Annotated in this window: 31 protein-coding genes and 2 pseudogenes; 16 read left to right on the top strand and 17 right to left on the bottom strand. The window is 61.3% G+C overall.

The window, feature by feature from the left end; translation table 11 throughout:
- Positions 1-367: 367 nt before the first annotated feature.
- Together RSO01_RS36740 and RSO01_RS36745 are read right to left on the bottom strand one after the other, a co-directional pair.
- Positions 368-793 (bottom strand): transposase, encoded by a 426-nt coding sequence (locus tag RSO01_RS36740; protein ID WP_373867977.1) that lies wholly within the window; start codon positions 791-793, stop codon positions 368-370.
- 136 nt (positions 794-929) lie between these two features.
- Positions 930-2,137 (bottom strand): annotated as a pseudogene (locus tag RSO01_RS36745) (transposase); the annotation flags it as partial.
- On the opposite strand from RSO01_RS36745, the gene RSO01_RS47820 reads away from it, so the two are divergent.
- On the top strand, positions 2,030-2,401 hold the full coding sequence (locus RSO01_RS47820) for a hypothetical protein (protein WP_170303636.1): 372 nt from the start codon (positions 2,030-2,032) through the stop codon (positions 2,399-2,401). The pseudogene RSO01_RS36745 and the gene RSO01_RS47820 overlap by 108 nt on opposite strands.
- Positions 2,402-2,589: 188 nt before the next feature.
- Here the strand turns inward: RSO01_RS47820 and RSO01_RS36750 are convergent, their stop codons facing one another.
- On the bottom strand, positions 2,590-2,859 hold the full coding sequence (locus RSO01_RS36750; RefSeq protein ID WP_147155584.1) for a hypothetical protein: 270 nt from the start codon (positions 2,857-2,859) through the stop codon (positions 2,590-2,592).
- 739 nt (positions 2,860-3,598) lie between these two features.
- On the opposite strand from RSO01_RS36750, the gene RSO01_RS36755 reads away from it, so the two are divergent.
- The gene (locus RSO01_RS36755; RefSeq protein WP_147155585.1) at positions 3,599-3,805 is read left to right on the top strand and encodes a hypothetical protein; all 207 of its coding nucleotides are present in this window, start codon (positions 3,599-3,601) and stop codon (positions 3,803-3,805) included.
- A 293-nt stretch (positions 3,806-4,098) separates the two neighbouring features.
- Positions 4,099-4,338 (top strand): hypothetical protein, encoded by a 240-nt coding sequence (locus RSO01_RS36760; protein WP_170303638.1) that lies wholly within the window; start codon positions 4,099-4,101, stop codon positions 4,336-4,338.
- 199 nt (positions 4,339-4,537) lie between these two features.
- On the opposite strand, the pseudogene RSO01_RS50040 reads toward RSO01_RS36760, so the two are convergent.
- Both RSO01_RS50040 and RSO01_RS50045 read right to left on the bottom strand, forming a co-directional pair.
- Positions 4,538-5,130, bottom strand: a pseudogene (locus RSO01_RS50040) (transposase).
- Between the two features lie 108 nt (positions 5,131-5,238).
- Entirely contained in the window at positions 5,239-5,418 is a 180-nt protein-coding gene (locus RSO01_RS50045) for a transposase (protein ID WP_373867978.1), read from the bottom strand.
- A 67-nt stretch (positions 5,419-5,485) separates the two neighbouring features.
- On the opposite strand from RSO01_RS50045, the gene RSO01_RS50050 reads away from it, so the two are divergent.
- The 3 genes from RSO01_RS50050 to RSO01_RS36780 all read left to right on the top strand — a co-directional run bounded on the left by RSO01_RS50050 (position 5,486) and on the right by RSO01_RS36780 (position 7,217).
- A complete protein-coding gene (locus tag RSO01_RS50050) occupies positions 5,486-5,866 on the top strand; it encodes an integrase core domain-containing protein (RefSeq protein WP_373867979.1) in 381 nt (126 codons plus the stop codon).
- Between the two features lie 480 nt (positions 5,867-6,346).
- A complete protein-coding gene (locus tag RSO01_RS36775; RefSeq protein WP_147155587.1) occupies positions 6,347-6,715 on the top strand; it encodes a hypothetical protein in 369 nt (122 codons plus the stop codon).
- A gap of 88 nt (positions 6,716-6,803) precedes the next feature.
- On the top strand, positions 6,804-7,217 hold the full coding sequence (locus RSO01_RS36780; protein WP_147155588.1) for a response regulator transcription factor: 414 nt from the start codon (positions 6,804-6,806) through the stop codon (positions 7,215-7,217).
- Positions 7,218-7,857: 640 nt separating this feature from the next.
- Here RSO01_RS36780 and RSO01_RS36785 read toward each other — a convergent pair.
- Both RSO01_RS36785 and RSO01_RS36790 read right to left on the bottom strand, forming a co-directional pair.
- Positions 7,858-8,487: an XrtA/PEP-CTERM system exopolysaccharide export protein gene (locus RSO01_RS36785; protein WP_147155589.1), complete on the bottom strand. Its 630-nt coding sequence runs from the start codon at positions 8,485-8,487 to the stop codon at positions 7,858-7,860.
- Positions 8,488-8,871: 384 nt separating this feature from the next.
- Positions 8,872-9,111 carry a hypothetical protein gene (locus RSO01_RS36790; protein ID WP_147155590.1) on the bottom strand — a complete coding sequence of 80 codons (240 nt, stop codon included), beginning with the start codon at positions 9,109-9,111 and terminating at the stop codon, positions 8,872-8,874.
- 664 nt (positions 9,112-9,775) lie between these two features.
- Between RSO01_RS36790 and RSO01_RS36795 the strand changes: the two genes are divergently transcribed.
- Positions 9,776-10,003, top strand: coding sequence for a hypothetical protein (locus RSO01_RS36795; RefSeq protein WP_147155591.1), 228 nt, complete (start codon positions 9,776-9,778; stop codon positions 10,001-10,003).
- Positions 10,004-10,299: 296 nt separating this feature from the next.
- Here RSO01_RS36795 and RSO01_RS36800 read toward each other — a convergent pair whose 3' ends face one another.
- The 5 genes from RSO01_RS36800 to RSO01_RS36820 form a co-directional block, all read right to left on the bottom strand.
- Positions 10,300-10,575: a hypothetical protein gene (locus tag RSO01_RS36800; RefSeq protein ID WP_147155592.1), complete on the bottom strand. Its 276-nt coding sequence runs from the start codon at positions 10,573-10,575 to the stop codon at positions 10,300-10,302.
- A 427-nt stretch (positions 10,576-11,002) separates the two neighbouring features.
- Entirely contained in the window at positions 11,003-11,245 is a 243-nt protein-coding gene (locus tag RSO01_RS36805; RefSeq protein WP_147155593.1) for a hypothetical protein, read from the bottom strand.
- Between the two features lie 44 nt (positions 11,246-11,289).
- Positions 11,290-11,868 (bottom strand): hypothetical protein, encoded by a 579-nt coding sequence (locus RSO01_RS36810; RefSeq protein WP_170303639.1) that lies wholly within the window; start codon positions 11,866-11,868, stop codon positions 11,290-11,292.
- Positions 11,837-12,061, bottom strand: coding sequence for a hypothetical protein (locus RSO01_RS49165; protein WP_147155595.1), 225 nt, complete (start codon positions 12,059-12,061; stop codon positions 11,837-11,839). Before RSO01_RS49165 ends, RSO01_RS36810 begins: the two co-directional genes overlap by 32 nt.
- A 517-nt stretch (positions 12,062-12,578) precedes the next feature.
- Positions 12,579-12,908, bottom strand: coding sequence for a hypothetical protein (locus RSO01_RS36820; protein WP_147155596.1), 330 nt, complete (start codon positions 12,906-12,908; stop codon positions 12,579-12,581).
- A 428-nt stretch (positions 12,909-13,336) separates the two neighbouring features.
- Between RSO01_RS36820 and RSO01_RS50055 the strand changes: the two genes are divergently transcribed.
- The 3 genes from RSO01_RS50055 to RSO01_RS36835 all read left to right on the top strand — a co-directional run bounded on the left by RSO01_RS50055 (position 13,337) and on the right by RSO01_RS36835 (position 15,608).
- Positions 13,337-13,840, top strand: coding sequence for a thermonuclease family protein (locus tag RSO01_RS50055; protein WP_373867976.1), 504 nt, complete (start codon positions 13,337-13,339; stop codon positions 13,838-13,840).
- A gap of 837 nt (positions 13,841-14,677) precedes the next feature.
- Positions 14,678-15,052, top strand: coding sequence for a VOC family protein (locus tag RSO01_RS36830; protein ID WP_147155598.1), 375 nt, complete (start codon positions 14,678-14,680; stop codon positions 15,050-15,052).
- A 301-nt stretch (positions 15,053-15,353) separates the two neighbouring features.
- Positions 15,354-15,608, top strand: coding sequence for a hypothetical protein (locus RSO01_RS36835; RefSeq protein WP_147155599.1), 255 nt, complete (start codon positions 15,354-15,356; stop codon positions 15,606-15,608).
- A gap of 569 nt (positions 15,609-16,177) precedes the next feature.
- Here the strand turns inward: RSO01_RS36835 and RSO01_RS36840 are convergent.
- The gene (locus tag RSO01_RS36840; RefSeq protein ID WP_147155600.1) at positions 16,178-16,378 is read right to left on the bottom strand and encodes a hypothetical protein; all 201 of its coding nucleotides are present in this window, start codon (positions 16,376-16,378) and stop codon (positions 16,178-16,180) included.
- Positions 16,379-17,515: 1,137 nt separating this feature from the next.
- Positions 17,516-17,860 (bottom strand): hypothetical protein, encoded by a 345-nt coding sequence (locus tag RSO01_RS36845; protein ID WP_147155601.1) that lies wholly within the window; start codon positions 17,858-17,860, stop codon positions 17,516-17,518.
- 639 nt (positions 17,861-18,499) lie between these two features.
- On the opposite strand from RSO01_RS36845, the gene RSO01_RS47830 reads away from it, so the two are divergent.
- Positions 18,500-18,946, top strand: a complete 447-nt coding sequence (locus RSO01_RS47830; RefSeq protein ID WP_170303641.1) for a hypothetical protein — start codon at positions 18,500-18,502, stop codon at positions 18,944-18,946.
- Positions 18,947-19,073: 127 nt separating this feature from the next.
- Positions 19,074-19,211: a hypothetical protein gene (locus tag RSO01_RS47835; RefSeq protein ID WP_170303642.1), complete on the top strand. Its 138-nt coding sequence runs from the start codon at positions 19,074-19,076 to the stop codon at positions 19,209-19,211.
- A 20-nt stretch (positions 19,212-19,231) separates the two neighbouring features.
- Here RSO01_RS47835 and RSO01_RS36855 read toward each other — a convergent pair whose 3' ends face one another.
- Positions 19,232-19,858 carry a hypothetical protein gene (locus RSO01_RS36855; protein ID WP_147155602.1) on the bottom strand — a complete coding sequence of 209 codons (627 nt, stop codon included), beginning with the start codon at positions 19,856-19,858 and terminating at the stop codon, positions 19,232-19,234.
- A gap of 433 nt (positions 19,859-20,291) precedes the next feature.
- On the opposite strand from RSO01_RS36855, the gene RSO01_RS36860 reads away from it, so the two are divergent.
- The gene (locus RSO01_RS36860; protein ID WP_147155603.1) at positions 20,292-21,251 is read left to right on the top strand and encodes an energy transducer TonB family protein; all 960 of its coding nucleotides are present in this window, start codon (positions 20,292-20,294) and stop codon (positions 21,249-21,251) included.
- 520 nt (positions 21,252-21,771) lie between these two features.
- Here RSO01_RS36860 and RSO01_RS36865 read toward each other — a convergent pair.
- Both RSO01_RS36865 and RSO01_RS36870 read right to left on the bottom strand, forming a co-directional pair.
- Positions 21,772-22,470 carry a response regulator transcription factor gene (locus tag RSO01_RS36865; protein ID WP_170303643.1) on the bottom strand — a complete coding sequence of 233 codons (699 nt, stop codon included), beginning with the start codon at positions 22,468-22,470 and terminating at the stop codon, positions 21,772-21,774.
- A gap of 360 nt (positions 22,471-22,830) precedes the next feature.
- The gene (locus tag RSO01_RS36870) at positions 22,831-23,547 is read right to left on the bottom strand and encodes a response regulator transcription factor (RefSeq protein WP_170303644.1); all 717 of its coding nucleotides are present in this window, start codon (positions 23,545-23,547) and stop codon (positions 22,831-22,833) included.
- Between the two features lie 480 nt (positions 23,548-24,027).
- Here RSO01_RS36870 and RSO01_RS36875 point away from each other — a divergent pair, with 480 nt between their 5' ends.
- From RSO01_RS36875 to RSO01_RS47840, 3 genes are all read left to right on the top strand, one after another.
- A complete protein-coding gene (locus RSO01_RS36875) occupies positions 24,028-24,399 on the top strand; it encodes a hypothetical protein (protein ID WP_147155606.1) in 372 nt (123 codons plus the stop codon).
- 191 nt (positions 24,400-24,590) lie between these two features.
- A complete protein-coding gene (locus tag RSO01_RS36880; protein ID WP_147155607.1) occupies positions 24,591-24,836 on the top strand; it encodes a hypothetical protein in 246 nt (81 codons plus the stop codon).
- A gap of 129 nt (positions 24,837-24,965) precedes the next feature.
- Entirely contained in the window at positions 24,966-25,463 is a 498-nt protein-coding gene (locus tag RSO01_RS47840) for a hypothetical protein (RefSeq protein ID WP_170303645.1), read from the top strand.
- The last annotated feature ends 378 nt before the right edge of the window (positions 25,464-25,841 follow it).

Here is a 25,841-nt window from a genome sequence, read left to right on the forward strand (position 1 = left end):
AGGCTAAGGCTAAGGCTAAGGCTAAGGCTAAGGCTAAGGCTAAGGCTAAGGCTAAGGCTAAGGCTAAGGCTAAGGCGAAGGCGAAGGCGAAGGCCGATCGGCTGGGCGTGCATGCACATGGCTGTCAGCCTGCTTGGGAGTGGCGGGCGCAGAACGCCAGGGGCGGCGGACTCTAGCATCGATAGCGCTATGCGGCCTCAAACACTGCTAGCAGCGATTTTGTGACGGTGATGTACTCAAATACAGGTTGCGGATGGCTACAGCACATTGATTGGATGATTGTGGACTGTCGCCACGCGAGCAGCCGGCCGAGCATGCCGAGAGTGTCAGATAACCTGTGTGCGAGCGATCCATAGAGGGTTGATCGTCAGCGGATAGTAGTTGGCAATCGCTCCGGGAAGAAGATGGTGAACTGCGCGTAAGCAGCTCGCCATTCGATGGCAGGCTTCCAGTGCACGCCGAGGTTCCTCAGCGCCAGGTAGAGCAACTTCATGGCCGCCTCGTCCGAGGGGAAGGCGCCTCTGGTCTTGATGATCTTGCGCAAGCCTCGATGCAGCCTCTCGATGGCGTTGGTGGTATAGATCATCTTCCGGATCTGCGGCGGATAGGCGAAGAACGGGGTAACCTCGTTCCAGGCGCGCCGCCAGGCCGGGCCGATCGCGGGGTACTTCTTGCCCCACACGGCTTCGAAATCGCCCAGCCGCAGCTCGGCCACGTCGGCGGTCTCGGCGCGATAGATGGCTCGCAGCGCCGGCATCAACTGCTTGCGATCCTGCCACGACACGAAGCTCAGGCTGTGGCGATCAGGTGGACGATGGGGTCGTTGAAGAAGCCCGCCGCGATGTCGACTATGCCCTGTTTAAGTGGAGTTGCTACGTTGCGAATATCTTCGAACCCGAATGTGCTCTGTTAGTCGGCGCAGAGGGGCCGAGTGCGATGCGGGTTAAGATAAAAGCGTAAAGGGCCGCCGCCAGCCGCTTGAGGTTGACGACTGCTGCGGTCAGATAGGCCTGGATCTTCATATTCGCGAGGCCGCGCCTGATGGCGCGGGCCAAGCCCTGCCACGACTCGGCTTCGCCGTCGAAGCCCTCGAGCGCCAGCGGTGGCGCTGATCAAGACGCCGATCCTCCGCACTCCAGCGTTCTCGGCGGCGCCGGGCGCGAAGCAAAGCTGGATAGTCGTCACCGACGACGACAGCCTTGTTGGCGCGCCCTTTAGAGAGGCAATCCGCCTTGAGCGGACAGCGAGCGCACTCCTTGGCCCTGGAGTGGAAGAACCGGCCGTACTTCAGAGGCCGTTTGGGACGCAGAATGCGCCCCTTCGGGCATTTCAGAATGACGTTCTTGGGGTCGTAGCGGAAGCGCCGCAAGAGAACGCGCGAGCGGACCGGTTTTGCCTTGGCGGGGATGACGGCATCGATGCCGCGCTTCTCGAATGCGGCGTAGACTTTGGCGTAGGCATAGCCGGCATCGGCAGTCACCGCTTTGGGACGAATGCCTGTGGTCCGGCCTACCTCGTCGACCTGCGGCTCGATGATGTCTCCCTCATTGGTCTGCCCAGTCGTGACCTCGACGTCGAGGATGACACCCACCTTGTCGTCGACAGCTGTGTGTTGCTTGTATGCCGGCTCGAGCCGCCGATTGCGGGAGTTCGTCGCCATAGTGGCGTCTGGATCGGTGAAGCAGATCTTCTTGTATTTGCCGCTTTGGGGCCCGTTCTTCTTGTTGTCGATCTCCGATTCTGCAGCATTCTCGTCGAGTACCTCTTCCACGTGTCGTTCGACGAGACTGTCCCAGCTCACGTTGGCGCGGATGAGCGAAGCGTCGATGTGGACGACCTCGGCGATGGCGATCTTCGCCTTGAGACAGGCCTCGACCGTCTGCCTGAAGATCTTGCAGAAGCGCTCGGCGCCCCATCGCTGCCGGATTCGTGTCAGGCTGGAGTGGTCGGGAAGCGCCTCACGCAGGGCGTAGCCGATGAACCAGCGGATGGCGATGTTGACGTGAGCCTCGCGCAAGAGCTTGCGGTCGTGCACGATCCCGAGCAGCAGCCCAGCGAGCATCAATCGTACGGCAACTTGGGGATCGATTCCCGGCCGGCCATCACTAAGGCAATAGCAATCGGCGGCTACCGCACGAGCAGCGAACAGAGCGACAAATGGCGTTGTCCAGCCATGATCAAAGGGAGCCGCAGCGTGCCGAAGTTCGGTAAGGTGCAATGGACTGGGGACGACACGGCCTGGGAGGCGATCTGCGACCTACACGCCGATAGTGAGCTCGTCGCTTTCCGGGAGAGTAACGACACAGTCTCAATCGAGACGCCGGACGGGTGGCGGGTGGCCGCGAAGGTCGGTGATTGGATCGTCAGGACCACCGACGGCTTCCACATCGACGCTGCTTGATAGTCTGAAAGGCCGCGGACGATTCCGGCTCCGGCAGGGCCATCGCCCCAGGTCGAGCAATGGAGGGCAACGTTAGGGATCAAAGATGAAGAAATTGCCCGCCAGAGCGAGGCTAAGGAGGACCCTAAGGAGTGCGGGGTAGGGAACCCGTCCAGGTGAGACGCTCTGGTTCCTTTGCGCGAGCGGTTTCAGAAAACCGACCTGCGCTTGAGGGGCATTCGCCGGCCGCGCCTGTCGAAGGCAACCTTGTCTGTCGGCACGGTGTCGAGATTGGCCTGTGACGCCTTCCGGTTGGCCAGGCGTCGCCCGTGATCCGTTATCGCAATCCCTTGGGCTCCCTCTCGAATGACACCCGCCATCTCAAGACCAAGCCGCAGTCGCGGCGGCACTAATACCGGCTCGCCGTGCGCCAGCTTGCGAAGTATTTCGAGTTCGAAAGCGCTCAGAAGACGTGCCATGGCGGCAAACGCTCAAGCATCAACCGCGTTCCATTCGGCCGGTTATATGACTGAAAAAGTTGGTATGGCGATATGCGCGGCCCTCGATGCGGCTCGGGCGGGCCCGCTATCTTATTAAGCCTTGGCTCTGCTTCTCATCAAGTATCGCCCATCAAACAGCTTGCGGTAAGACAGCGCCTTTGCGCCCGCCAGCGCCTCTAACAGAGACATAGCGTTGGCCAAGGAGACTTCACCTCACCAACCCCGATGAAAGGCGCTCCTTGGAATCAATCCTCCAATACAAAGGCATTCTCCAAGGCTCGAGCAGTGGCGAGCGGCAGGCCCTTGCTCTGCCAAGCCTTGGACGCCAGCCAGTACTCTTCGAATGAAGAAGGTTTGCGTCTACCCGAGAGTATCGGCGCGCGCGTCAATCACGGCCTGGGCCTAGGAGAGGTACTGACAATGAGGCGTCCGACTGCGCACGTTTGACCGGGCCACCAGGGCGAGCCCTATTTCCGGTAGCCCCGCTGCTCATACCGCCATTACCGGCGAACAACGCGCCCTTACCGGTCAACCGGGGCGAGACGGTCCGGCTGAGCGACAGGCACGTGGGTGAAGGCGGTGCCGTATTCACCGAATAGTGAGCAAGGTTTGCCTTGCCAGTACCCTCAGTCTTAATGCAAGTTGTCGCGGTGGGGAAGGCAGGACGTTAGTGGTTCGCGTGAACCACCTAAGCAAATGCCTTTGTGTGGGAGATCTCATGAGCTTGATTGAATTGATTCAGGGTTCTGCATCGCCGATTGCTTCAGTCCGGGGCCAGTATTTGTTGCAGGGACATCACCCTGTGGCCGGCAATTCCGTGGCCGAAAGCTTTATGAGCTTCAAAAGCGCAGTCATCCGAGCAAGCGAGTTGATTAAAACCGGCTACGCCATTGAGATCTGGTCTCCGACATCGCTCGAGAGCTAATTGAAGGGCTCGCTTCCCGCTTAAAGAGTGTCACAGTTTGGCTAACGTGGGCGTCCCTTTGAGACCGACAATGCAGGAGCGTGAGCCACGAGACGGCTTCTGACTTGGCGTCACAGGCGTTTGATCGAAACGAACTCCCAAGGTTCAAAAAGTGGTGCCACTGGCGAAGAACGTCGATCCGCCGCCCGCGGCGCGCCGGGGCCGCATCCGACTGCAGGAGCGGTCCGGCAAGCCCAACAAACTGCCACAGAGGTGAAGAATCCTCACTGTGCGCCGCGTCTAAAATGGCGGCGATGGATCTTGACCGCCTCACGCTGGCGACGAAGTTCGTCACGGCACTTTATGATGCCAGCCGGCGCAATCCGGCGTCGTGGCGGCGCGTCAGTGCGATCGGTGCGCGCACTGGTATCAAGGGCGGCCAGCTCGAGCAAGTTGTCTCAGACGTCGTCACCGCCGGACTGGTGGAGCAGCACGTCGACGACGCCAGGCTCGTTATCCTGACGAATGAGGGCTGGGCGTTCGCTAGCAGCTAGATAAGAGCCTGACTGCGGGTCGCGCGACGGATGCGGCCGTCGACTGCGGCAGCGCCTCGGGCGCCGCCGCAGGCCCTCGTACTCTCTTCGGAACCGTTTGAGGAAAAGGCGGCGTAGTTGGTTCGATAGCCGGCCGAAGCGCCACCAAGAACGGTAGTGTCCAGAATCTTTCGCACTTTGGTCGGTAGCCTCACTCCGATTAAGCGGTCAAAGCGTTGCGCTGCTTGAGCAGCTTCATGTTCAGATACCGTTTGGTTGACCAGCGCGTGCCGGCGATGTGCCGCAACCTGGCGGCGGCGAGATTGAGAGCCGAGTTGCCGTCGGGGAAAGCGCCGACCACGCGGGTCCGCCTTCGAATCTCGCGCATGATGCGCGCGAGCGGATTGTTGGTGCGGATGCGGCGCCAGTGCTCTTCGGGGAAGGCGTAGTACGCCAGGGTCTCGGGCACGGCCGTCTCGACCAGCTCGGCTGCCTTGCCAAGCCTCATGCTGTGGAGCCGAGACACGACCTCAGCCACCTTGCGCTGGGCAGCTCGAAGGTCTTCCTGGGCGTGGATGGCTTTGAGCATCAGCGCGACCTCGCGCAGCTTGCCGGCCGGCACATGGCTGAAGACGTTGCGGTCCAAATGCAGCAGCGCGCTTGGGGAAAGAACTCGGCGGCGCCCGCAACCAACCCCATGCAGGCATCGGAGATGATCAGCTCGACACCCTGCAGGCCGCGTTGCTTGAGGTGGCTTGGAAAGCCGCTCCAGCCCGCCTTGTCCTCCTTGGCGCCCTCGACGATGCCGAGGATCTCGCGATTGCCCTCGCCATTGACCGATCGGCTGCTGCCGCCACGCCTCGATCTGGCCGTAGATCTTCTGGTTGAGGTTCGACAAGTGCCGGCGCTGACCCGGGTGCCTCACAGCGCCTCGGTGATGTCTTCGACGCGCCGCACCGACACCCTGGCCAGGTACATCTCGATCAGCGCTTCCCCTACCGAGCTCTCCCGTCGCCGATAGCGCTCGATGATCGCCGTCTCGAAGGTCTGCCCGCGCAGCTTCGGTACCTTCAGCTTCACCTCGCCGGCCTTGGTCTGCAGCTTGTGATCGTAGCTGCCCGAGCGCTGATCGCGGCACGCTTCGGTCCGCTCGTTGTCTTTACCGGTCGTGCTGTCACGAAGCGACTTGCAGCCATGGGTATACGACGATCACCCGATCGCCCCGAGGTCACCGTGGCAGAACGGTCATGCAGAGAGGTTGATCGGCTCGATCCGCCGGGAATGTCTCGATCACATCGTCGTCTTCGCCGAGCCATCTGCGCCGGATCCTTGCGGCCTACGCCGGCTATTACAACGAACTGCGAACGCATCTGTCTCTGAGCAAGGATTCGCCGGGCCGTCGGCCAACCGTTTGGTCAGCTCTTGCTCGGCCGATCCTCGGCGGGCTGCACCATCAATACCGCCGGACGTCGTATTCAGTAGGGACAGCTACACACCCTCATCCAATTCGCGGAAATGCTCCCGCAGCCGGGTTCGGCCCGTGGTTTGAAATCTAACCCGCACTCGCGCCTAGCTGCACGTCCCGCACGACGGCGCGGGCGACTCTCACTGGCCGCTCTGGCATAGGTAGACCTATTCGGCTGATCTGGATCCAGCCGCGAGGCGGGAACTACCGAACAGCGAGGGCATGGTTCAATGCCAAACAACTTTTCGCGCGAAGCTCAACAGCGGTTAACAGCAACACCTTCAAAATAGCGCGCGCTGCTCCACCGAGAGCTTTTGAAAATTTGGCTGGCATCGTCGGCGGTGTGGGTCGGCATCGTCCTAGCTATCTTGGGTCAATGCATATTCGCGAGCTACCGCGATATCGACGCTGAGGCCGTTTTAGACTCGTACAGCGTTTTGGCCTCTGGCTGGACTCGGGGGGCTAGCTAGCCCGGCGAAACGCTCCAGTGAGTCAGTTTTTGACTCTGGTGAGCCCTTTAGTATCGGCCATTGAGCAACCTCGCCTCGCGGCGCAGCGTTTCCCGTGCAGCTGATCGCGGGAGCCGGATGCGATGACCAACAGTCGGGCGCACGCGGCGATTACGCTGGCAGTGTTCTGATCTTGGGCGCCTTCGTGGCCTTCCGGCCTCCAGTCCCGCCGGTCTCCGCACAGAGCCACGCGCAGCGCATCTGTCGCGAGCACGGCGTCATCCCACGCAGCGAAGTCTATGAAGACTGTCTTGTGCATGCGACCCGTGCCGTTGAATGGGGCGAGCCGATGCTTGCACGTGACGTCGCCCGCCTCACCGTCGACGCGCAGGAGGTTTGCGCGCGGAATGGGCTTGCGCCTCAGACGCCAGACTTTTGCGCCTGTATTGACCGCGAAACCCAGTTGCGTGGTTTCTTGCGCTGAAGTCGACGTTTCGACTCGTACAGCGGTTGCTGGCGGGCGGGTCAGGCGACCCCTCGAGGAGCGGCTGCGCCAGCCTCCTGCCGCGCCGATGCCCGAAATCGAGCGTCATGGTGACCTCGCCCTGGATCGGCAGGCGGCGCGTGCCCTGTGGCAGGGACAGGACGTCGCCATGACGGAATACAAGATCGTGGCGGTGCTGGTGTCGCACAAAGGCAGTCTCCAAACCTACCGAGCCATCTACGACCTGGCGCACTATGAAGGCTTCGTCGCCGGCAGCGGCGAGCACGGTCACACCACAAACGTCCGCTCGATGGTGAAGCGGATCCGCAAGAAATTCCTGGCGGTCGACCCAGCTTCTTGGCGATCAGGAACGTGCGCAACGTGGGCTACCGGTGGCTCGATCCTGAGCACTGAGCCACCAGGGCGTCAATTCGCCGACGGGTGCCCCGGGAGGCTTGGTCTCGGGCGCTGGCCGGGTTTTGTCGAGAGCGACCCTCGCTAAGGCAGCCCCGGCGCGCAGATGTGGAAAGCGCACCGAGGCTCCGCTAGCGGCTCGCGGCAGTGTGGGCGCCGCGAGGCCCGCCTATAATATGAGAACGCAGCACCGCCTCTCCATCTATACGAAAGGTTGCCGCTGATGGGGTCAGATGGGCTCAACGGCCACCGCCTTTGCGCGGCCCCATCTCGTAAGAGAAATGTAATCCTCTCGCCTGATTTCGGCCGGCACTAAAAATCATAACGCCGTGGCGGGCCAGAGTGTGTGAGTTAGGGATCGTGGTCTGCTCTGCCGTGTGGGTGTGGGACCTACATGCGCAGGAGCGGCGGGCTGGTCGCGAGACTGCCCGTCGCTCCAAAAGAGCTGTTCATCGTCAGGCGTCGCAGCCGCTCGACCGGTAGTGCCGTCGTCTCTTACAGCCCGTCGGCTACGTCGCCTGCACCGACCTTGAGGCGAGAACCTGCCACAGGCGCACGGCAAGCCACGCCAGGAACACAGCAGCGGCTCGATCTCGATTGCGATGACGTAGCCCTGGACGAAGTTCGTTGAGGCATCTGGCGCTCGACAAGGACGCGGCCAAGGTCGGTAAGCAGCACCAGCTGTGTCGTCCCCTCCAACGTCGGACGAGGTCGATTGCAGCCATCCTTCAGAACCAGCCCTGCGGAATCACGATGGTATCGCCCGGGCGAAGTGGCACGTCCTGGCTAATGTCGCCGCCGCGCATCAGGTCGTCCAGGCGGACGCGCAGCTTGCGCGGTGGCGCGTCGGCGGCGTCACGGCGAATGATCTCGGTACGGTTGCCGGCGGCATAGCGGGTCAGGCCGCGTGCCTCGATCACGGCGTCGACCAAGGTCATGCCCTCGCGATAGGGCATGGTGCGCGGCTGGGTGGCCTCGCCGATGATGCGCACCTGGTGCGCCGCGGAGCCGACGAATGTGCGCACCATGACCGTGACATTTGGGTCGAGCACATAGGGCCGCAGCCGCGCCGTGATGTCGGTGGCCAGCTGGGTGGGCGAGCGGCCGGCGGCGACAATGTCGGGTACCAAAGGCAGCGAGATGCGCCCGTCTGGCCGCACCGGTAGATTTTGTGTGCTGAGCTCGGGGGAGAGATAGACAAAGACGTCGAGGCCATCGCCGGGGCCGATCACATACTCGGGCGCGGCCGCCCCGGTCGGCACGGCGGCGCTGTCAGGCGGCGAAGTGGGGCTTGTGCAGCCCATCGCCGCGAGGGCAAGAACCGCCACGGCATAGTGCAAGACGTTCGATGACCTCATCGATCCCCCGAAGCGTTGGCGAAACCCTTACAGTGTCCAGAACACCGCTCGACAATCAGGATTTTGAAAGACTGGGCTTTAAGTGCCTGTAAATGGAGACGAATTAGAATTATCGACAGCCTGTGGAAGGCGGGACTTGTCGTTGCCAAGTTAGCCCAATGCACAAGCAGAAGACATGGAAATGCTCGGCCTGCGGTGCCGGGAGGGGCCCGACCTTCCGGTGACCGTGCTCCGGCACCAGCTCAGTCACGTCGAGCGCTGGGGCCACGCGGTCGATCGGATCGAGCCCGACGGGGCGCCCGCCGAGGATCCGCACCAGCGTCATTGAACTGGTGCCCGCTCAGGACGGCGTTGGCGGCGCTGTGCCCAGTGGTTGGCAGAACGTTAGTGGGCCTGGTTGTCTCGCCTCGGTGATGCTTCCAACTCATCAGCGATATTCTTCAAATCCTCGCTGAAAGACCGCAACACGTCCGGGTCGACGTTGCTGCGCAGAACGACCTCGCCGTCGGGCGTCGCTGCGATGACCAAATGCGGCAGGTCCAGACCGACCTCCTTCAGGCGGAAGCGAATGAGGACATCAGCCTCGGTGAGTACTTTCTCGACGGTTCGAACGCCATTTGTCATGGGTCAAACGTGCCACGGTTAAAGCCTCGGCTGCCATCGTGACTACGGTCCTACCGGTCGCTATGCGGCAGCAATCACCGCGGCGAGCTGTTCGACCAAGCGCCGGTAGTCGATCGCATCTTGCCGGCGCTTAAGGTAAAGATAGTCGATCCATGCGCTCGCTTCCGCTTTTGTTTTCGGCGGGCGTTGTAAATCCGCAAGGTCGGTGTCTGTAGCGACGTTATCATATCGTCCTGGACTTCGCCTACTTCCGCCTCATCCGCCGAACCAACGTCGGCTCCAAGAGCGGTTTGCAACTTGGCGGCCGCAACTAGCTGTAGCATGTCTCTGGGCAATGCGATCCCGGCAACTGCTGCGAGCCGGTACTGTCGCTCGGTAGCCGCCGCAGTTGTCTGTTCAATGTCGGCGGCAGCGTCCTGCCAGTTGTCGTGCGTCAAAGAAGACCTGCCGGGCCGGAGAATTAGGCGGGTGCGCGCGACTGGGCGGTTCATCCATGCACGCGTGCTTGGCCCTTTAATGCTAGTTCAAGAATAATCCGCTAGCTAGACGTCAACGCTTGTCGAACAACTCATGAAAGGTCAGCCCAGTCTGGTTTTGGCCATCGCGGCTGGCATCTCGCCAGCAATGCTGCAAGTCCGCACGACGCCTGAGCTAACAAGGTGTCATGTCTACCCCCATCGTCACCGCACGGCGCAACCTAGTCCAGAGGATCAACAAACTGCTGCTCAAGGGAGGCGAGACCAGCCTGACGTCCTGGCAGCTGCGACAGGTGCAGGGCGCAATTGAGCAACTCGAAGAAGAGCGCTTTGCCGAGGGCGAACGCACGATGTCGGAGGCCGAGCGACCTGACCTCTATGAGCCAGGCGAGCCTCGGGCCGCCCGCCCAGACTGAGGGAGCCAAACGATGTCGACGCTCGGTAGGGTGCGATGGACTGGTGACGACAAGGCATGGGAGGCGATCTGCGCTTTGCACGCCGACAGCGAGCTTGTCGCTTTTCGGGAGAGTAACGGCACAGTCTCAGTTGAGAGGGCGGCGGGTGGCCGCTAAGGTCGGGGATTGGGATCGTCAAGAGCGTCGATGGCTTCCACGTCGAGGCCGCCTGATCGGCTGAAAGGCAGTCGGCGGGTTTTCGCTTTAGTCAGTGCTCGCGCAACCCCAGCGGAGGCAACGCCGTATATAGGGTAAACTCAGGAACTGGCTGGATCCGCGACTGGCAGCGGCATCGACTGAGCCACTGCCACATTTTGTTCGGTGCTGCCGACCAACTTCAAGATGCGCAGCGCTTCCTGCTCGACCTCAGGGGCAGCGTCAGTGCAGAACGCGGCGACGTAGCTGGCAGCATCTCGGATGATCGTCTCGGCGCCCGCCTTATCGATCACGCCCCGCTTCATCAGCGCTTCCATCAACGAGGATGACAGTGCAAGGCCGGCGACAGCCTGGGCTGCGGGTGTTTCTTCGGTCATCGTACCTCCAGTGGGGCCTTGCGCCTTTCGGGTCACGAGCACACCGCCTGCGTTGGCATCAACGAAGCGACACTTGGCGAGTTGCAGTGGTGCCTTGGTAGCCGCGCCGTCAGGCCGAAATGAAACGGGCACCAGCTCACACCGCGCGCCGGCGTGGGCAAGCTGCAGCGATGGGCGAACAGGCCCGTACACAGTCAATTGCTAGGGGTGCGGAGCTACACTCAGTTCAAAAAGATCAGATGCCACAGCTCAGTTTGAGGTCCACGCTTTCGGATCGTTGTCGTTCGCCGTCGCCTGTTCGGCGAAGCGTCGCCAGTGGGCTGCTGCTTCTAAGAATGCCCGCCTAGTCCCTGATGCCTCCGCGTCATGGGCCTTGCGCTACAGCGGGCGGCGTTCCAAAGACATTCCAGCACGGAATTCGTATCGCTCAATGTGTCGTGCCGCCTTCCGTCGGCTGGCGCGTGATCTCGTCGGCGATTTCAATAGTGTCTTCGCCGATTGACCGAAGCGTGTTGGGGTCGACGTTGCTGCGCAGGACGGCTTGGCCGTCCTTCGTCGCGGCGATGATCAAGTGGGGCACTGCTAATTGGGTTCCTTCAAGGCGGCGGCGTAGCAAGCCGTCAATTTCGCTCAGCACGGCTTCAAGGATGGCTGCGTCATCGTCTGGCATCGTCTGCTTCTCCAGCGGCGCGAAGGATCAATCCTGCCGCCCGCCTAACTTCGCCACCCTTCATACGGTGTCGTGCGAGGCCGTCGATGCGGCTCCGGAGGCCCTGCAATCTTTGAAAGCTTTCGCTCTGCCTTCTCATCGAGAACGAAGGAATACCGTGCGCGAGCTGACACGGGGGCTTTGGTCGCCTTCGCAGCCTTTGCAACAATGTCGGCGTCGTCGCTTTCTTCAAAAGCGCACAAGACTTCACGCTTGCCACTCTGCCTTGAGACCGTAACGGCAAACGCGCCCGCCGTCGGCAGCTTCCTGACTAGCCGCACGAGCAGTCGCTGTGCCGACTGCGCATTGGAAACACTTTCTTCGCCCGTCAAATCAGGGAGCGCCGCGACCACAATATGAGGCTCTAAAAAGCGAGCCAGCAAATCGCACCAACCGGCCTTCGCCATCATCGTCACCCTTTCGTTGGGCCGACCTTGCGTTTTGTCGTAGGGGTACCCGACGCCATCCGATGGAGATGTGCTTTCAGAGCGGCTGCGCGTCTCGTCTTCGCGAGTGCCCTTAGCGCTCCCAGTTCTCGGCGAACCTTCAGCGTCATCGGCGATCCCCTCGGTCCCCTTGGCCACGCTTCGCCACCGTCTTGGCCTTGCGACGACGGTCTTGGGCCAGCGACCGGCCGACGTCTTCGACCTCCTTAAAGGAGGTCCCAAGCTTGTTGCGGCGGACGTATAGTTTGTTCGTGCCAGTGTCGATTAGTTCGCGCTTGGCGGCTTTCCGACGAGCAGTCTTTTTCTTCGCGACCTTTTTGCGTGCTGCCATGTGAGCACCACGTTGATTGCGGGACAAACGCCAAGGTCACGCAGAGGTTCCCTGTGGAGGTTACTCATTCGCTTGACAGCAATAGGTAGGGCAACCCGGCAAAGGCCACGCGCGCAAGGAGCGATTAAAGCCGCTGAGGGTGCAGAATAGTGTAGCAGGTTGTCCTCGGTCCAGGTCAGGTAGGTCACCTCGACGACAAGCTCGGGGTTCGCTCAGTGCACCTTGGACAGATTCAGCGAGGGCGCGTGACGGCAGACAAGGATGACATTGGCAGCTCCAGCGCGGCGCGGCTCAACACGATCTCCAGCACGACACTGGGCGCCGCGGGCGGCTTTCAGGCACAAACAACGGGGGAGCCAATGGATTGGCGCCTGTTAGGAACGACGCCGCCAACATTCTTATAACCCAGGACCACTCGCACAACGTCGGCGTGGTGCATCCGACCATGATCCTCAACTACCTGATCCGGATCTGATAGCATTCGCGGCTAGCATTCGCCGCTGGTCGCGCCGCGCCATCAGTCGCCATCTCCGAGTAGCCTTGTGATCCTTCGGTAGGCAGCGTCGTCCAGCCGCGCGAAGGTCTTCGAGGCCCATTCTGAATCACGCGTGGTCATCTCGGTTCTGAACACCATCGCGAATCGCCCGGCATCGGCATCTTCTTCGAACGCGACATAGACAGTTGTGCCTTCCGTCTCGAAGGCATAGTTGCCAGCCGTGCCCAAACTCAACACAAGACGTTCCAGGACTGCTCTCGCTGCAAGAAGCTTGGTTGATATCGTTACTTCCAGTTTCACTTCTAAGAGATGCGGACGGTGATGGTCGCGCCGAAAATCTTCCCAATTCATTTTTGGCATTCAATCACCTTTACCTCAGTCTTACTGGCGGTCAGCACGTCGAAGGCTGAGGCGGCATATCCTTCGCTTGATTAAGGACGGGCCGCCTAGAGTGTTTATTGCCGTTGTGTTGCAATTAGACGTTGTGAGATTGCCGCCATGTGGCTCCAGTATTGCAATTAATCAATGACCGATACTGAGCGCTGCGCGTTTGCGGCGACGTGGCGGACGTAGAAGGAAGCCAGCTCGCAGACAGAATTGTTGATGTGATTTTAACCGCGCTTGACAAGTTCCCGACCGGCGTCGGTAAGCCTGACGACTGTTGCCACGGTTCACGATCCAGCCGCGATCGACAGCTAATGCGATGGCCTGAATCGTTAGGTCATTCAACTCGGCCGGCAGAAGCAACCGGCGGCGTTCACCGTCTGTCGCATAGTACAATGCCCGCATCAGGAGACGGGCGGCCCTTTCGTTCTGGTCGACCATCAGCCATTTACGCTGCCTGGTCTCAAGTGGTTGCGGGGACAGGGCAGGGGCCCGCGCAAACCATCACGGACGACGACACGCTCAAGCAGGGCGGGGTCAACAATCGCCCGTGGGGCATCGACGCGCCCGAGCTAGCGCAGACGTGCTCCGATGGCTGGCCTGCCGGCCGTTTGGCCGCGACCAGGCTGCAAGCACGGACTGTACGCCGCTCGATTGTCCGCCAATTGAGGGACCGCAACCGCTACGGCCGGGTTGTCGCCATCTGCAGAGTTGGGGGAGAGGATCTGGGCGCTATTCTCGTGCGCGAGGGCCTCGCCTGGGCTTTCGTGAGGTACAGTTCGGACTACGTGGGCCAAGAGGCCGCGGCAAAGGCAGCTCGACGTGGCGTGCATGCCCACGGTTGCCAACCGCCGTGGGGGTGGCGGGTGCCGCTGCGAGAAGGAGCGAAGTATCGCTAGCCAAACCCTGCCGCCATTCCTCGACGAGCCAAGCGAGATTTCCGGCATTAGGTAGCAAACGCATCTACCCCAAATGGAAGGACCGCCGAGTGGGAATCGGCGGTCCTTTGAGTGCGCGGCGGTTTTGGGGATGGGATCCGACGCCACTCGTCGTCCCAAAAAGACTATCAGACACATAAGCCAAGTGTTTCACCCATTTGGGTGACGCAGCAACGCCATCCGCCCGCGCGGTCTTGCTAGCGGGCCGCAATGCGCGCGCCGGCATGCTGCAGCCGTGGCTGTCAGTGCAGGCCGACGAATTAAGGGCCCCGTCACGTCCAGCACTGCCAGCATTCGCTTGCCAAATGGTGAGTGGTCCTTGCCGCAAGCCTACGGCTACCGTCCCGCCATGATCGAAGTTGCTCGAGATGCTCCCGGGTCAGTCGCCTGCGGTCGCAGCGGCCTGCAGCTCCTGGCCGTCTGGCCGAACGGACACCGACGCTCTGTGCCCTTCCGCTCGCTGAAGACGTCAAACGATCGGTCGCCGCTCTACGGCCGACCTTTCAGTTGCCGGGCGTGCGGCAGTCCCGAGGTGACCCTGTTCGCCATCGAAAGCCACGCCGAACTCCAGGGAGTTCAACGCGCGCTCACCGGACCACCGCTACCGGATCGGACGCCGTCGACCCATCAACCGCGAGATCCGCGAGGCTGATTTCGTGTAGCCCCAATCAGGGGTGCCGGGGTGGTCTCGGCTTGTTCGGTTCCGGCGCGGCCTGCCAGCTGACGCCTTCCATGGTCCTTAGAAGGTCCTTAGCCGTCGCCGGCGCCGCGCCGGCGTAGCGACGGAGGCGGTGGGAAATGTTTTCGCACATCTTTGTCGGCGCGGACGATGTTCGTCTCTCCAAGAAGTTCTACGATGCTGTGCTCGGTGCCCTTGGCGTGCCTGAAGGCAAAATTGATCCCAAAGGCCGGGTATCCTATCGAACCCCGACCGGCACTTTCGGAATTACCGAGCCAATCGATGGCAATGCCGCCACTTATGCCGACGGTGGAACTATAGGATTCGCCTGTGACAGCGTTGAAAAGGTTGATGCCTTCCACGAGGCGGGCGCGAGCGGTGGCAAGAGCATTGAAGACCCGCCCGGATGGCGCGAGGGCGGCACGGCAAGAATATACCTAGCCTATTTGCGCGATCCCTTTGGCAACAAGATCTGCGCCTTGTACCGAGGCTAATGAGCCCGCACCCATGCAGGAGGGGGCGGCAATTGCTTCGCGAGGGGCACCCTGGTCCGCACGCGCGAGGGCTAGCGGCCGATCGAGACTTTGGCAGCGGGTGACGAGGTTGCGGTGCGTTTGGGGGCTTCGTACCGGTCAAAGCGTTGGTCAGCCACACCTTGAGCAACGTGTCGGGTAGTTGGGACGGCAACCAGTCGAATCTGCCGGTCGTCGTGCGGCGTGGCGCTCTGGGGAGAACTCGCCGAGCGCAGATCTTTGCGTCACGGCTTTGCGTGCCGTCTACGTTGATGGCTTCCTGATGCAAGTCGGCGACCTGGTCAATGGCACCAGCATCATCTTCGAGGCAGCGGATGGCCGGGACACGCTCGAGTTTTTCAATATTGAGCTCGATGGCCACGACATCCTGGATGCAGGGTGCATTCTGCGAATCGCTGTACAGAACGGAGACCGAATGCTGTGCTCCGCTATTGCGCTTCACTGGTGGTCGCAGCCAGCTTTGGTCGCGCTTGCGCAGCGTGGCATCAGTCGTAGTCGATCGGCGTCAGCCCATTGACATCATTCGCGACAAACTGGAGGAGCGTGGGCTGAACTTGGGTGGGCAGCCTAACCCCTTCAGTTAAGGTCGAGTAGCACGGACAAAGAACCTTGACGCAGTGACTATGAGGCTTTGGGCCAGTTGACGCCCTTAGCAGTACGTTTTGTTCAGCTCCTCAACAACCTCATTGGGCTTGTCTAGCGGGTGCTTGAAATCGATACTGATGCCTGGGTGTGATGTAAGAGTTTCAGTGTAACGCGTGGTCCTTCGAGCAGGGGTGCTCGCATGCGGACGCGTTTACAGTGTCTTGAGATGGCCGCTCATTGCAAGCGCTTGGCGCAAAACAGCGCCTCGCCCCCGGCGCAACTCATGCTCATGGAAGCAGCCAAGCAGTGGTGCCACCTCGCCGACGCCTCAGGCTTGAACCTACCTATTGGTGAGCCAAGTATTGCGACATTGGCGGCCCAGAATGACGAATCAATCGCACGGTTACTCACCCAGACTGGCGCGGTGATTCGATGAAGTTTGGGCCACTCGACTGGAAACAATTCTCGAGTTCGCTGACTGGGCGAGAATCAACGCTGACATCAAAGCCACTGACTAACTAACCACCTTCCGCCCACGTTCTCGAACACCACCGAAAGCTTCGGATGACCGCGCCGCAAGATGCCCTCGTAGATGTAAATTTTGCAGGAGAAGGGTGCGGGAGTTTCATTGCCGCAGGTTCTTTCGACGACCCGTTCGGGCAATTGCTTGTCGTAGGCCTCTATGACCTGTTGCTCGTTCATACCTTTCTTGAGAGGTGCCGCCGTTAGCGAGGAGGAACTGCACGCGCTCACCAGAAGAGTGAGCGAAAGTAGGCACTTCATTAACGTTGTCTCCATCTCGGACATCGGTCGGCAACGTTTCAAGGAGGCCCTACGGTTTCATTAGGATTTTCGCGTCAGATTGTGTTTTGGAGTGGCCACAGTGTTGATGGCGCTCATGCAGGTGTCTTGCGCTCGTGGATTACTGTCTGCACAAGGCAGCGCGATGCAGTCCATGCCGCATTCCACCTTAGAATTGACGCCTAACTGCAGCGCCGATGAGGTCTAGTCAGGCGGGCGTGACGAAGTGAGGGCAACTGTTGGAGCCTGAAGCAACACGAGAGAGCGCGGCGGTGCCAGCCTATCTGTGTAGGTCCACCAACTGCGCGGCTATCGGGCCGTTGAACACCTTGATGGGCGGTCGGCAGCGGTGAGTGCGCCCAATAGGCGGGAGAATCTCGCGGTCTGGTCGGCAGTGCCCACAAGCGCAATGGTTGCCCACGGGTCGCTCTTCGTGATGCGCCCTGATCTTGGCGCAGCGCCAACCCCGGTGAAAAGGCGCTTTTTGGAATCGATCGTCCAGTACACAGGCATGCAAGCCCACCCCGGGGATCGAGCCTAATGACTTCGCAGAGATATTTGCCGTCAGAGCTAGTCGCAATTTCGCGGACTACTGCGCGAACGCGTGGTTTGGCTGCCGCGAGGCTCGGCTCGACGCCAACTCGAACAATGAGCCCGTTTGAAGTCACTGCTGCGCGGCTGGCTCTCACGCGGATGTGTTCTCCAGGGCGGGGGCTCACGCGTAGCACGGGCAACTTATAGACAAGGGGCGACGTTCGCGGACCATGGGAAAGGACCCAGCCACTGCAATCAGCTCAATCCTAACAGAGGCTGACGAATTGATTTGCAGGCGGTTACAGGAATCCCGCCTCAAGCTTTCGCCTATCCTTGCTTTCGTGACGCCGGATAGGAAAGTCATCCTGCATACCAGCGTAAGCCCGGAAGTCCTGCGGTGGTTCGGTGAGGATCTGAAGAACATAGCAGAGAAGATGATTGCTACCCCGAAGCTGGGCGGCACGACGCACTGATTTTCAGCCACATTCCAGCGCGGGGTGGAGGTTAATCGGCCCGGGGTCGTGCTGGACCCTCATCTGCGGAAGTCGCAGAGTCTTGTTCACCACGCGGCGATATCGGATTCAGCGTCGAGATAAGGGCGAGAGCCTGAAGCAACTCCTCGGTCATAGGCAGGGGAATGATGCTGACCGGCAGTTCCTGGTGTGGGCCGGGCAAAAGCGCGAGACGAATCCTGCGTCGGGCGTTCATTTCGCGGCCGATCGCAAGCTCACAACGCGCCGCGTAAAGGCATCCCGCTTCCCAGGCCGTAGGCTGACGTTTGGCCACAACGATTTGGTTGGCAACGGCATGGAAAGCGGCGGTTACGTCGATGCCGTCGAAGGTGCTCAATTTGACGCTTAAACCATGAGATGCGGCACCGGCTCGCCCGAGGTCACCGGCAACCCCTTTCGGCCCACATGTTCATTTGTCTTTCGCATGTCCCCAACCTTGGTCGCCGAAATCCAAGCCGACCAACGCCCGCTTTCTTGATAAAGAAAAGCTAGACCGCATTTCACCCAAAGGCGGCTCATTGCCGAGCCGCCCATCCCACACCGGCGGATTAACGCCGACGGCTCCGATGGAGCTATTCGAGAAAGACGATTTTTTTCGCCCCCGCCTGTAAAGCGGCGGAATGCGCTGGGCGTGTGAGAGAGGCCGATTCCGCCAGCCAAGGTGTGCTCAGCTATCGCCGTGGCATGCGGCACCCGCCACAAGGCCTGGACTGCGGTTTGTTTTCGCGCTGCCTCTAAGGGCCAGCCGCAGCAGGCCGTTCTAGGTGGTTAGGTTAAGTCACCTCCGAGGCGAATCGGGTGTTCCGCGGCGGCTCCCCACGGTGGCCTCTTCGGAAGATGCAACGGCGCCAACCCGCTCGCCAGCAGCGACAATATTTGACCCTCATAGACAACTTTCAATCGCCTTCGCCATTTCTGCAGTGCTCGTCAGGCGGCGGAGCCGGCGGCGGAGCCGGCGGCGGTGCCGGAGCCGGCAATGGAGGCGGTGCCGGTGGCGGCAACGGCGGTGGAGGCGGTGCGGGCGCAGGTGCTGGAGGCGGCGGTGCCGGCAGTGGCGGTGGTGCCGGCGGCGCTGGTGGAGGTGCCGGGGGTAGTGCTGGCGCCGGTGGTGGTGCTGGCGGCGCGGCAGGCGGTGGCGGAGGCGCCGCTGCTGGCGGCGCCGGGGCAAGCGCGGGCGGTGGTGCCGGTGGCGGAGCTGGTGGTGGCGCTGGTGCCGGTGGTGGCGCTGGCGCGGGTGCCGGCGGTGGGGCTGGCGCCGGTAGCCCTGGTGCCGGCGGCGGTGCTGCTGGTGGCGGAGCGAGTGGAGCTGGTGCAGCTGGTGGCAGCGCCGCGGGCGCTGGCGCAAGCGGCGCGGGTGCGAGTGGATCTGGTGGGGGGGCGGTGCTGCTGGCAGCAATGGCGCCGCCAGTGCGGTGGCATCTAATCTAGCCGGCCCTCCCAGCATCGGGATTGCCACAGGCAGTGCCGCATCTGGCGCGTCAGCGAATGGCGCAGCCTCCGGCTCACCCGGTCAGGGATCCGGCTTCGGTGACTGGTCGTGGAGCAGCTTCGTGGCTGCGGCCCAGGAGGGGAAAGCGCCCACCTTTCAGTTGCGTGCCGTGTACTTTCCGCGCACGCGCTACAAGAGCACCGCCGATTGCCTGACGGCGGCCTACAGCCAGAATTTACCGCTCGACCTTTGCCGCTGACCGACTTTGCCTGACGGCCGTCAGCGCGGCTGTGGCTGAACTCGCGCATTGTCGATGAAGGTGGAGAAATCGACTTGGCCGATGGCCTTCCCTCGCGGGGTGCAGAGGATGCCACCCATCAGGGAATCGTACCCCCCGCGTTGCGGCATGCCCACGCGCCGGAACCCCATGCAGGACCGTCCCATCTTGCCGTCAGTGAACGTGACGTAGTCGGCATCCTTGTAACGGGCAACCGGAGAGACCTGCGCAATCGACTTCCCGTCCTCGAACACCCACTTCACGAAGTCCGCCGTTGTCTCATCGGCTGAGAGATAGGAATAGCTGTTCTGGCCCTCCCAAAGGAACAGCTGGGCATAGTAGCCGTCGCGGCTTGTGCCGAAGGCGGCCCATTGCCGGAACACGCCGATATTCCCGTCGCTCGTCACCACGTTGCTGGCCCGGCACTTCAAACCGGGCCAGGCAACGAGGCGTGATTGCCGGCAGTCTATGTCCGACCAGACGTATTGGCGGGTCTGGGCTAAAGGCGGTTTGGCAAGAACCAAGAAAAAGCTGCCGACCAATAACGTGACAATGCGCACGATCAATATCCGATAGCGCGAGGACACCTGCGGCAATGATCGATGCTCATTCATTTTGGACAGACCCATGGGATGCTTCGAACGGCGAGAGTACGTGTAGTGCTCGCCTTTTATCCCGTCTAGTCGAGCCAGCGACACGACACAGGCAAAGCGAATTACTTTCCATCCGTTCAGCGATGCGCGATTTCACAGGACAGAGCTTGCGTTGATCATGGCAACAAAAGCAGCTCGGTAACGTTACTCCGGGTAACCAAATATTCTGGAGACCGACGTGACACTGCGAGAATTGCCAGTCGTCATAGATATCGGTCTTCGCGGCAGCAAAACGATGAAAGCCGGATCGCCTGTGCTGCCGACCCTTTTGCCGTCGTTTTCACGACTCGTTTCGATGCGTCCGACATTCTTGAACGATTTTGCTGGATGGGTGTGGACGCCGGTCTACGCCCGAACGTCCGTCGCTCGAAGCCTGCCAATCCTCCTGCGCGCGGAGTGATCATCGCCTATGGTCGACGAATCGGACGACGTTACGACTTGGCGCTACCATCGAATGGCGGTTCTGGCCATCATGGGCTCGGCGCTGATGCATGTAACAGTGCTCGCCGCCTCAATGCCCGAGCCGGTTGCTCGGCAGGAGCGTTGGAGCGAACTGGCGATCGAGCTAACGCTCGAGCGGCCGACGGCTCCGTTTGAAGTGCCAGCGCGGCCCTCCGCCGATCAGGCAGCGCAGCGGCTGCCGTCGGGAGCAGCGGAACTCTCGGCGGCTGCTCTTGCTCCAGGACCGTCGGAGGCTGCATCAGCACCGCTGCCCACTCCAGCTGAACCTAGTGTCACTCGCATGGTGCCGTCAGCCGAAGCGCCGCCCGTCCTGACAACGCGCGACTTCGGCGCTACCGCCACACCCACCGGCGCGCAGGCTAGCTTGGAGACGATGTTGCAGGGCGTCGACGCCCCCCCAACGGTCAGCGGCCAGGATTTTGCCCGAACGGCACCCAGTGCGCTCGCTAGGTCCTCTATGCTGCAGAATCGGCCCCAGGCCCCGCCGCCGGAGCAACCCGTACGGCAGGCCTCGCCGAAGCGGGCATCGCAGCAGAACGAGGCAGACCGGTCTGGCGGCACCCGACCCGGGGCGGTCTCGCCGCTGACGCGGACGGCCGCTAGTGATAGCCGCAATCAGGCGCAGCAAGACTATCTGATACAAGTCGTGCACAAACTGTCGCAGGCACGCTTCTCCCCGACAGGGCGGGAAGAGCGCCAAGGCAGCCTTATAATCGCCCGCCTGACAATCGCCAGCAACGGCCATTTGATCGATTCTGCGCTTGTGAAACCCAGTGGCTCCCCGCCGCTCGACCGCGGCGTCATGGACGCCATTCGCAAGGCCTCGCCATTCGCGCCGCTACCGCCGGAACTTGCTGCCGACAGCCATACGTTCGTTGTGCCGATCAACTACGAGCAGGAGCGATGACCTCACGACCCAGAAAAACAGCGGTACTTACGGCCGGCAAAAATGGATGCCCTCTCGCGCCTCTCGCTTGGCGCATCGGTTGGTCTCTAACAACGTCGCTTCTTCGTGGATTTCGGAATGACGGAGTCTGCGGGAAAATGATTGGCTGCACGTCGACCAACAGGGCTAATCCAACGCCGAACTGTCTACACGAACAACGCCCAGCCAGTCAGCAGTATTAAGCCCAGCCCAATGACTAGCGGCCCCAACGTGCCATGCCAGCGGGGCGGCCCAGCGTACGCCGGCTCTCTTCGCAGCTTTGCCATCGTCCCGTCCCTAGCCACGCAGGGATCTAGCCGGTAGTGCCGCGGCATCCCCGTGGCTGGCCAATTGGATGCGCTGCGTCTCTCACCTGAAGCCCAAGAAACCGAGTATCGCCAGAACGATGACGACTAGCCCCACTATCCAGATGATGTTGTTCATGATGATCTGCTCGTGAATGCAAGGGTGGATTTTTACCGGCGCGTTCTAGTTAAGTCTGTCACCTGCGCCAGCAATACCCAACGCCCTCGTGGTTTTCGATTTCTACAAAGGCTGGATCGAGCGTCAGGAACTTCTTACGGATGCGCCTCAAGGCTGAGCGGACGTTTACCAAGTAGCCGTCAGTGCCGAAGCCGGCCATGAAGCCTGCGTAGTGCATGGCGTCGTAGATTGCCCGATAAGTCAGCGGCTTGCCGACGTTGGCAACTAAGAGAGCAATAATCTTGTACTCGGTGAGCGTCAGGCCGACATCCGTGCCGCGCCATTCGATGCGCGCGCTGCGCTGCCAAAGGCTGAGCGAGCCCCAAACTCGCGGTGCTTCAGGCTCGGCGGTGACGGGCGCGCTGCGCGGGCTGCGAAGCATCCGGTGCAATCGCCGCGCGATAACGTCGGCACCTCGCATCTTGTCGATGAAATCGATGGCGCCACGCTTCAAGGCAATGTGCTCATGATCGACTAGCGCTCGTCCGGTCAGGAAGGCAATCGGAACGTCAATTCCCCGCTCTCGTACGCCCGACAGCACGTCGATGCCGGACATGGTGGGTAAGGTCCAATCCAGTAGCAGGGCGTCCGCCCGGTACCGATGCTCCAGCTCCTTGAGCAGGGAGGGCCCATCGAGGAAGCCACGTACAGCGAAGCCTCGATCCTCCAACTCTCCCATCATGGCTTCGAGATAGAGGTCGTCATCATCGACAAGCATCACGCGGTTATTCGAAGTCTCCCAGCTCGACGACGGCAAATTTGTTAATGGCATTTGTCCAGTGTTTCTTTCCACACGGGACAAGAAACGCATGTGCTGTGCGGAAGTTTCTGGGCCACCGGAAGAACACAGGCGGCGGCGAGCTGATGTTGTGAAGGGCGTCTCGACGCCGCCCTTAAAAAATGTCCTGAGGCTGACGAGCTACTCTGATCTCGCAGCTGCCACCAGCCGGCGCCTTGTTTACCAGCTGCGGCTTTGTTCCCACTTCGCGGCGAAGGCATTGTTCTCACATCTCAGTGGAGACCACTAGGTGGCGGCGCATCGAACCAAAGAAACAGGCGCGCGCGCGTGGTGCAGCCCTCAGAACTGGGGATCGCGCCAACAATAGCCGGCGCGCAAGACGTTCTTGATCTCTGAGAAGCCAGGATCGACCGCCAGGCATTTTCTCCGAATCCGCTTAATCATCGAGCGTACGTTTGTCGTGTAGCCCCGCGCGCCGCTGCCGGCGACGAATCCGGCGTAGTGCACAGTGTCGTAGATGGCGCGGTAAGTGTGGAGCTTGCCCTTCCTTGACACTAGCAGCGTCACGACCCGGTACTCGGCCACGGTTAAGCCAACGTCCTGCCCTCGCCACAGAGCGCGCTCCGAGCCTCGATGAAGGGCGAGTTCGCCATGAACTTCGACCTGGGCATCGACCTGGGCTTGCGTCGCGCCTGTGCTGTCGCTTTGGCGCCTGCCCTCGATGATAAGCTGCAGCCGATGGGCCAGCACGTCCGCGCCACGGGATTTGTCGACGAAGTCGACTGCTCCCTGATTTAGCGCCTGCAACTCCCGCTCGGCCAAGGAGTATCCAGTCAGGAAAACGACGGGTAGTCCGTTGCCTTGCCCTTTCAGAGTGCCCAACAGCTCGAACCCAGACATTTCCGGCATGGCCCAATCGAGCAGCGCTATCTTCGCCTCCAGGCCATTGTTCAGGGCATCGAGGAAAGATGGCCCATCAGCAAAGCACGACACCGAAAATCCCCGGTCAACGAGGTCGGCGGAAAGGACCTCCCGATAGAGATCGTCGTCATCCACCAAGACTAAGTCTGGCACGTCGCGTCCCTTTCAACGCGGGAGGCAAGGAGCGTATCAGCTGTTCTTGCAGAGTCGTTGCGCACTCTCGCATATCTGCCGCGTTATCCCAGAGCGCTGGCGCTGCAGCGCTGGGTGGCTTGGCGTCCGCCCAATCCGTCTCCAACGACCATGCTGCGCCAGTCGCTCGCCTCGCCGCGCAGCTTGCCCTCCGGTTTTTAGCCGACAGCCCCGGCAGGCTTATTGGCCCACACGAGCAGTGCGTTGCTGACACCGTGGTCGGCAAGCGCCATCGTTTGAGCAGTTCTCGGGTGCCGCCACGATGCGCCGCTGCGCCCTGCAGGGGGCAGCGCGTTACACCAAATTCGAAGTCTTGCCAAATCTAATAGAATAGGTGTTTTATAAGACTCGCCGGACGTTGAATTGGCGCTCCCTACACGAGACCTTCAATTCTACAACAACACGACCTGGGCCGCAGCAGTGATGGCCATGATCCTGTATTTTGGGATGGATGAGCGACCACTGTTTATTGCGGTGGTCACGGTATTCACGTTCGCCGTCTCGCTCTACACAATCCTCTGCAACTGGCTCGCTTATGGCGGTATGTCCAAGCTGACGGCATGGCGCGGAGAAAAGTGGGTCAAGGAACTGGACTATCTCTATATTTTTTTCGGTGCGGTCGGCTTGTTCTGGCTCCTAAACGGGCACCCGCTTACCACCCACAACATCACGCGCCTCGGTCTAGCGCCGCCTCTTGTCATTGCGACTGCACTGGTACTTCGATTGATCAAGACGCGTGCCAAGATTGGTGGCTGGAACAAGTCACCGCCAAATCAGAGGGAGCCGGCGCGATAAGACCGACTATAGCTCTGCGTCTTCGGTACCCTCGGCTCCACTAGTTCCGGCCTGTTGTTTCTGACGTTGCCAACGTCCCGACCAACCTGCTGCACCTCGATCTCGCCGCCGTAAGAATTCATCATTATGGCCGCCAACCATGATGCTGTGCATGCACCTGCTGCGTGTCCGTGCGATGCCCGTGCTAACACATGTCGACCCCGATCGTTACCGCCCGCCGCAATCTCGTTCAGAGGATTAGCAAACTCCAGTTCAAGGGAGACGACTTGACGCCATGGCAGCTGCGTCAGGTGCAGGGCGCGATCGAACAACTCGAGGAAGAGCGCTTCGCCGAGGGTGAGCGCACGATGTCGGAGGCCGAGCGACCGGACCTCTATGAGCCAGGCGGCTATGTGGCCAAGGAACCGATCGACGGCAGCGTTTGGTCGACCAGCTGAAGATGGTGGTTGGGGCGCCATAGCGCGAGCGTCGACCAAGTGCATTCACTGCAGCGCGCCCGCATGCCGCACCACTTGTTGTCAGTGCAGGCCGATGTTTCGGATTTGGCCGCTCCCTAACTCAAGCGCATGCACGCCTTTCCATTCCAGACCTTCGACGACATCGCCAAGCACAGCCTCGAGGTCCACATCTACTGCCCCAACTGCCATCGGCAGGCAGGCCCGATCGATCTCGGCGACGATCGGCTGCGCGGCCGCGCCTTCACCGGAACGCGGTTCGTGTGCTCGGTCGATCGAGCTTATGGCACCGCCCACCGGCCACGCGTCTGTGGCTGCCTCGGCTACATCGTAATCAAGCCGCCGGCGCGCGACTTCATCCCACCTAGTCGGTCAATTCCATGGTGCTCTATCGAGTGCCCGCGCTGCGTACCCCATTGGGAGGTCAGCCAGGCCGCAAAGCACCTGCCGCCCTGGAACAGGATATGGACGGCCCCCAGTGTGCGTGTGGCGTGCCCGGCCTGCCGATCGGCCTTGACCACGGTCTGGCACGGTGAAGACGGAATTCCCTTTACGCCCGGCTACCGCAGGAGCAACGACCAGAGCGACGATGGCGCTGTCGGGCCATGATCAAAGGGAGCCGCAGCGTGCCGACGTTCGGTAGGATGCAATGGACTGGTGAAGACGCGGCATGGGGAGGCAACTGCGCCCTGCATGCCGACAGCGAGCTCGTCGCCTTCCGGGAGAGTAACGGCACAGTGTCAGTAGAGACTCCGGACGGGCGGCGAGTGGCAGCTAAGGTCGGTGACTGGATCGTCAGAAGCATGGACGGTTTCCGCGTCGACGCCATCTGACCGGGCTGAAGGCCGCCGGCGGACGTGGCTCAGCTGAGCTTCAAGCTTGACCATTACCTCGGAGCCTGCGGACCGAGAAGTGCGTCGGCTTGAAGTACCAAACCCGCTCGCTAGCGCGGGACGAGTGGCGGCTGCTGGTCCTGGCCCACCCCGG

Origin of the sequence: Reyranella soli (assembly GCF_007992495.1) — a bacterium.
Taxonomy (GTDB): Bacteria; Pseudomonadota; Alphaproteobacteria; order Reyranellales; family Reyranellaceae; genus Reyranella; species Reyranella soli.

Coding starts and splice junctions, on each gene's coding strand:
- RSO01_RS36860 (WP_147155603.1), top strand. CDS start 20,292: ATGGTCGACGAATCGGACGACGTTACGACTTGGCGCTACCATCGAATG.
- RSO01_RS36865 (WP_170303643.1), bottom strand. CDS start 22,470: ATGCTTGTCGATGATGACGACCTCTATCTCGAAGCCATGATGGGAGAG.
- RSO01_RS36835 (WP_147155599.1), top strand. CDS start 15,354: ATGCAAGTCGGCGACCTGGTCAATGGCACCAGCATCATCTTCGAGGCA.
- RSO01_RS36780 (WP_147155588.1), top strand. CDS start 6,804: ATGCCCGAAATCGAGCGTCATGGTGACCTCGCCCTGGATCGGCAGGCG.
- RSO01_RS49165 (WP_147155595.1), bottom strand. CDS start 12,061: ATGGCAGCACGCAAAAAGGTCGCGAAGAAAAAGACTGCTCGTCGGAAA.
- RSO01_RS50055 (WP_373867976.1), top strand. CDS start 13,337: ATGCCCGCATCAGGAGACGGGCGGCCCTTTCGTTCTGGTCGACCATCA.
- RSO01_RS47830 (WP_170303641.1), top strand. CDS start 18,500: ATGGAGGCGGTGCCGGTGGCGGCAACGGCGGTGGAGGCGGTGCGGGCG.
- RSO01_RS36855 (WP_147155602.1), bottom strand. CDS start 19,858: ATGGGTCTGTCCAAAATGAATGAGCATCGATCATTGCCGCAGGTGTCC.
- RSO01_RS36795 (WP_147155591.1), top strand. CDS start 9,776: ATGTCTACCCCCATCGTCACCGCACGGCGCAACCTAGTCCAGAGGATC.
- RSO01_RS36840 (WP_147155600.1), bottom strand. CDS start 16,378: ATGAACGAGCAACAGGTCATAGAGGCCTACGACAAGCAATTGCCCGAA.
- RSO01_RS36880 (WP_147155607.1), top strand. CDS start 24,591: ATGTCGACCCCGATCGTTACCGCCCGCCGCAATCTCGTTCAGAGGATT.
- RSO01_RS36750 (WP_147155584.1), bottom strand. CDS start 2,859: ATGGCACGTCTTCTGAGCGCTTTCGAACTCGAAATACTTCGCAAGCTG.
- RSO01_RS36830 (WP_147155598.1), top strand. CDS start 14,678: ATGTTTTCGCACATCTTTGTCGGCGCGGACGATGTTCGTCTCTCCAAG.
- RSO01_RS36755 (WP_147155585.1), top strand. CDS start 3,599: ATGAGCTTGATTGAATTGATTCAGGGTTCTGCATCGCCGATTGCTTCA.
- RSO01_RS36875 (WP_147155606.1), top strand. CDS start 24,028: ATGGCCATGATCCTGTATTTTGGGATGGATGAGCGACCACTGTTTATT.
- RSO01_RS36790 (WP_147155590.1), bottom strand. CDS start 9,111: ATGACAAATGGCGTTCGAACCGTCGAGAAAGTACTCACCGAGGCTGAT.
- RSO01_RS36760 (WP_170303638.1), top strand. CDS start 4,099: ATGGATCTTGACCGCCTCACGCTGGCGACGAAGTTCGTCACGGCACTT.
- RSO01_RS36800 (WP_147155592.1), bottom strand. CDS start 10,575: ATGACCGAAGAAACACCCGCAGCCCAGGCTGTCGCCGGCCTTGCACTG.
- RSO01_RS36785 (WP_147155589.1), bottom strand. CDS start 8,487: ATGAGGTCATCGAACGTCTTGCACTATGCCGTGGCGGTTCTTGCCCTC.
- RSO01_RS47840 (WP_170303645.1), top strand. CDS start 24,966: ATGCACGCCTTTCCATTCCAGACCTTCGACGACATCGCCAAGCACAGC.
- RSO01_RS36805 (WP_147155593.1), bottom strand. CDS start 11,245: ATGCCAGACGATGACGCAGCCATCCTTGAAGCCGTGCTGAGCGAAATT.
- RSO01_RS36820 (WP_147155596.1), bottom strand. CDS start 12,908: ATGAATTGGGAAGATTTTCGGCGCGACCATCACCGTCCGCATCTCTTA.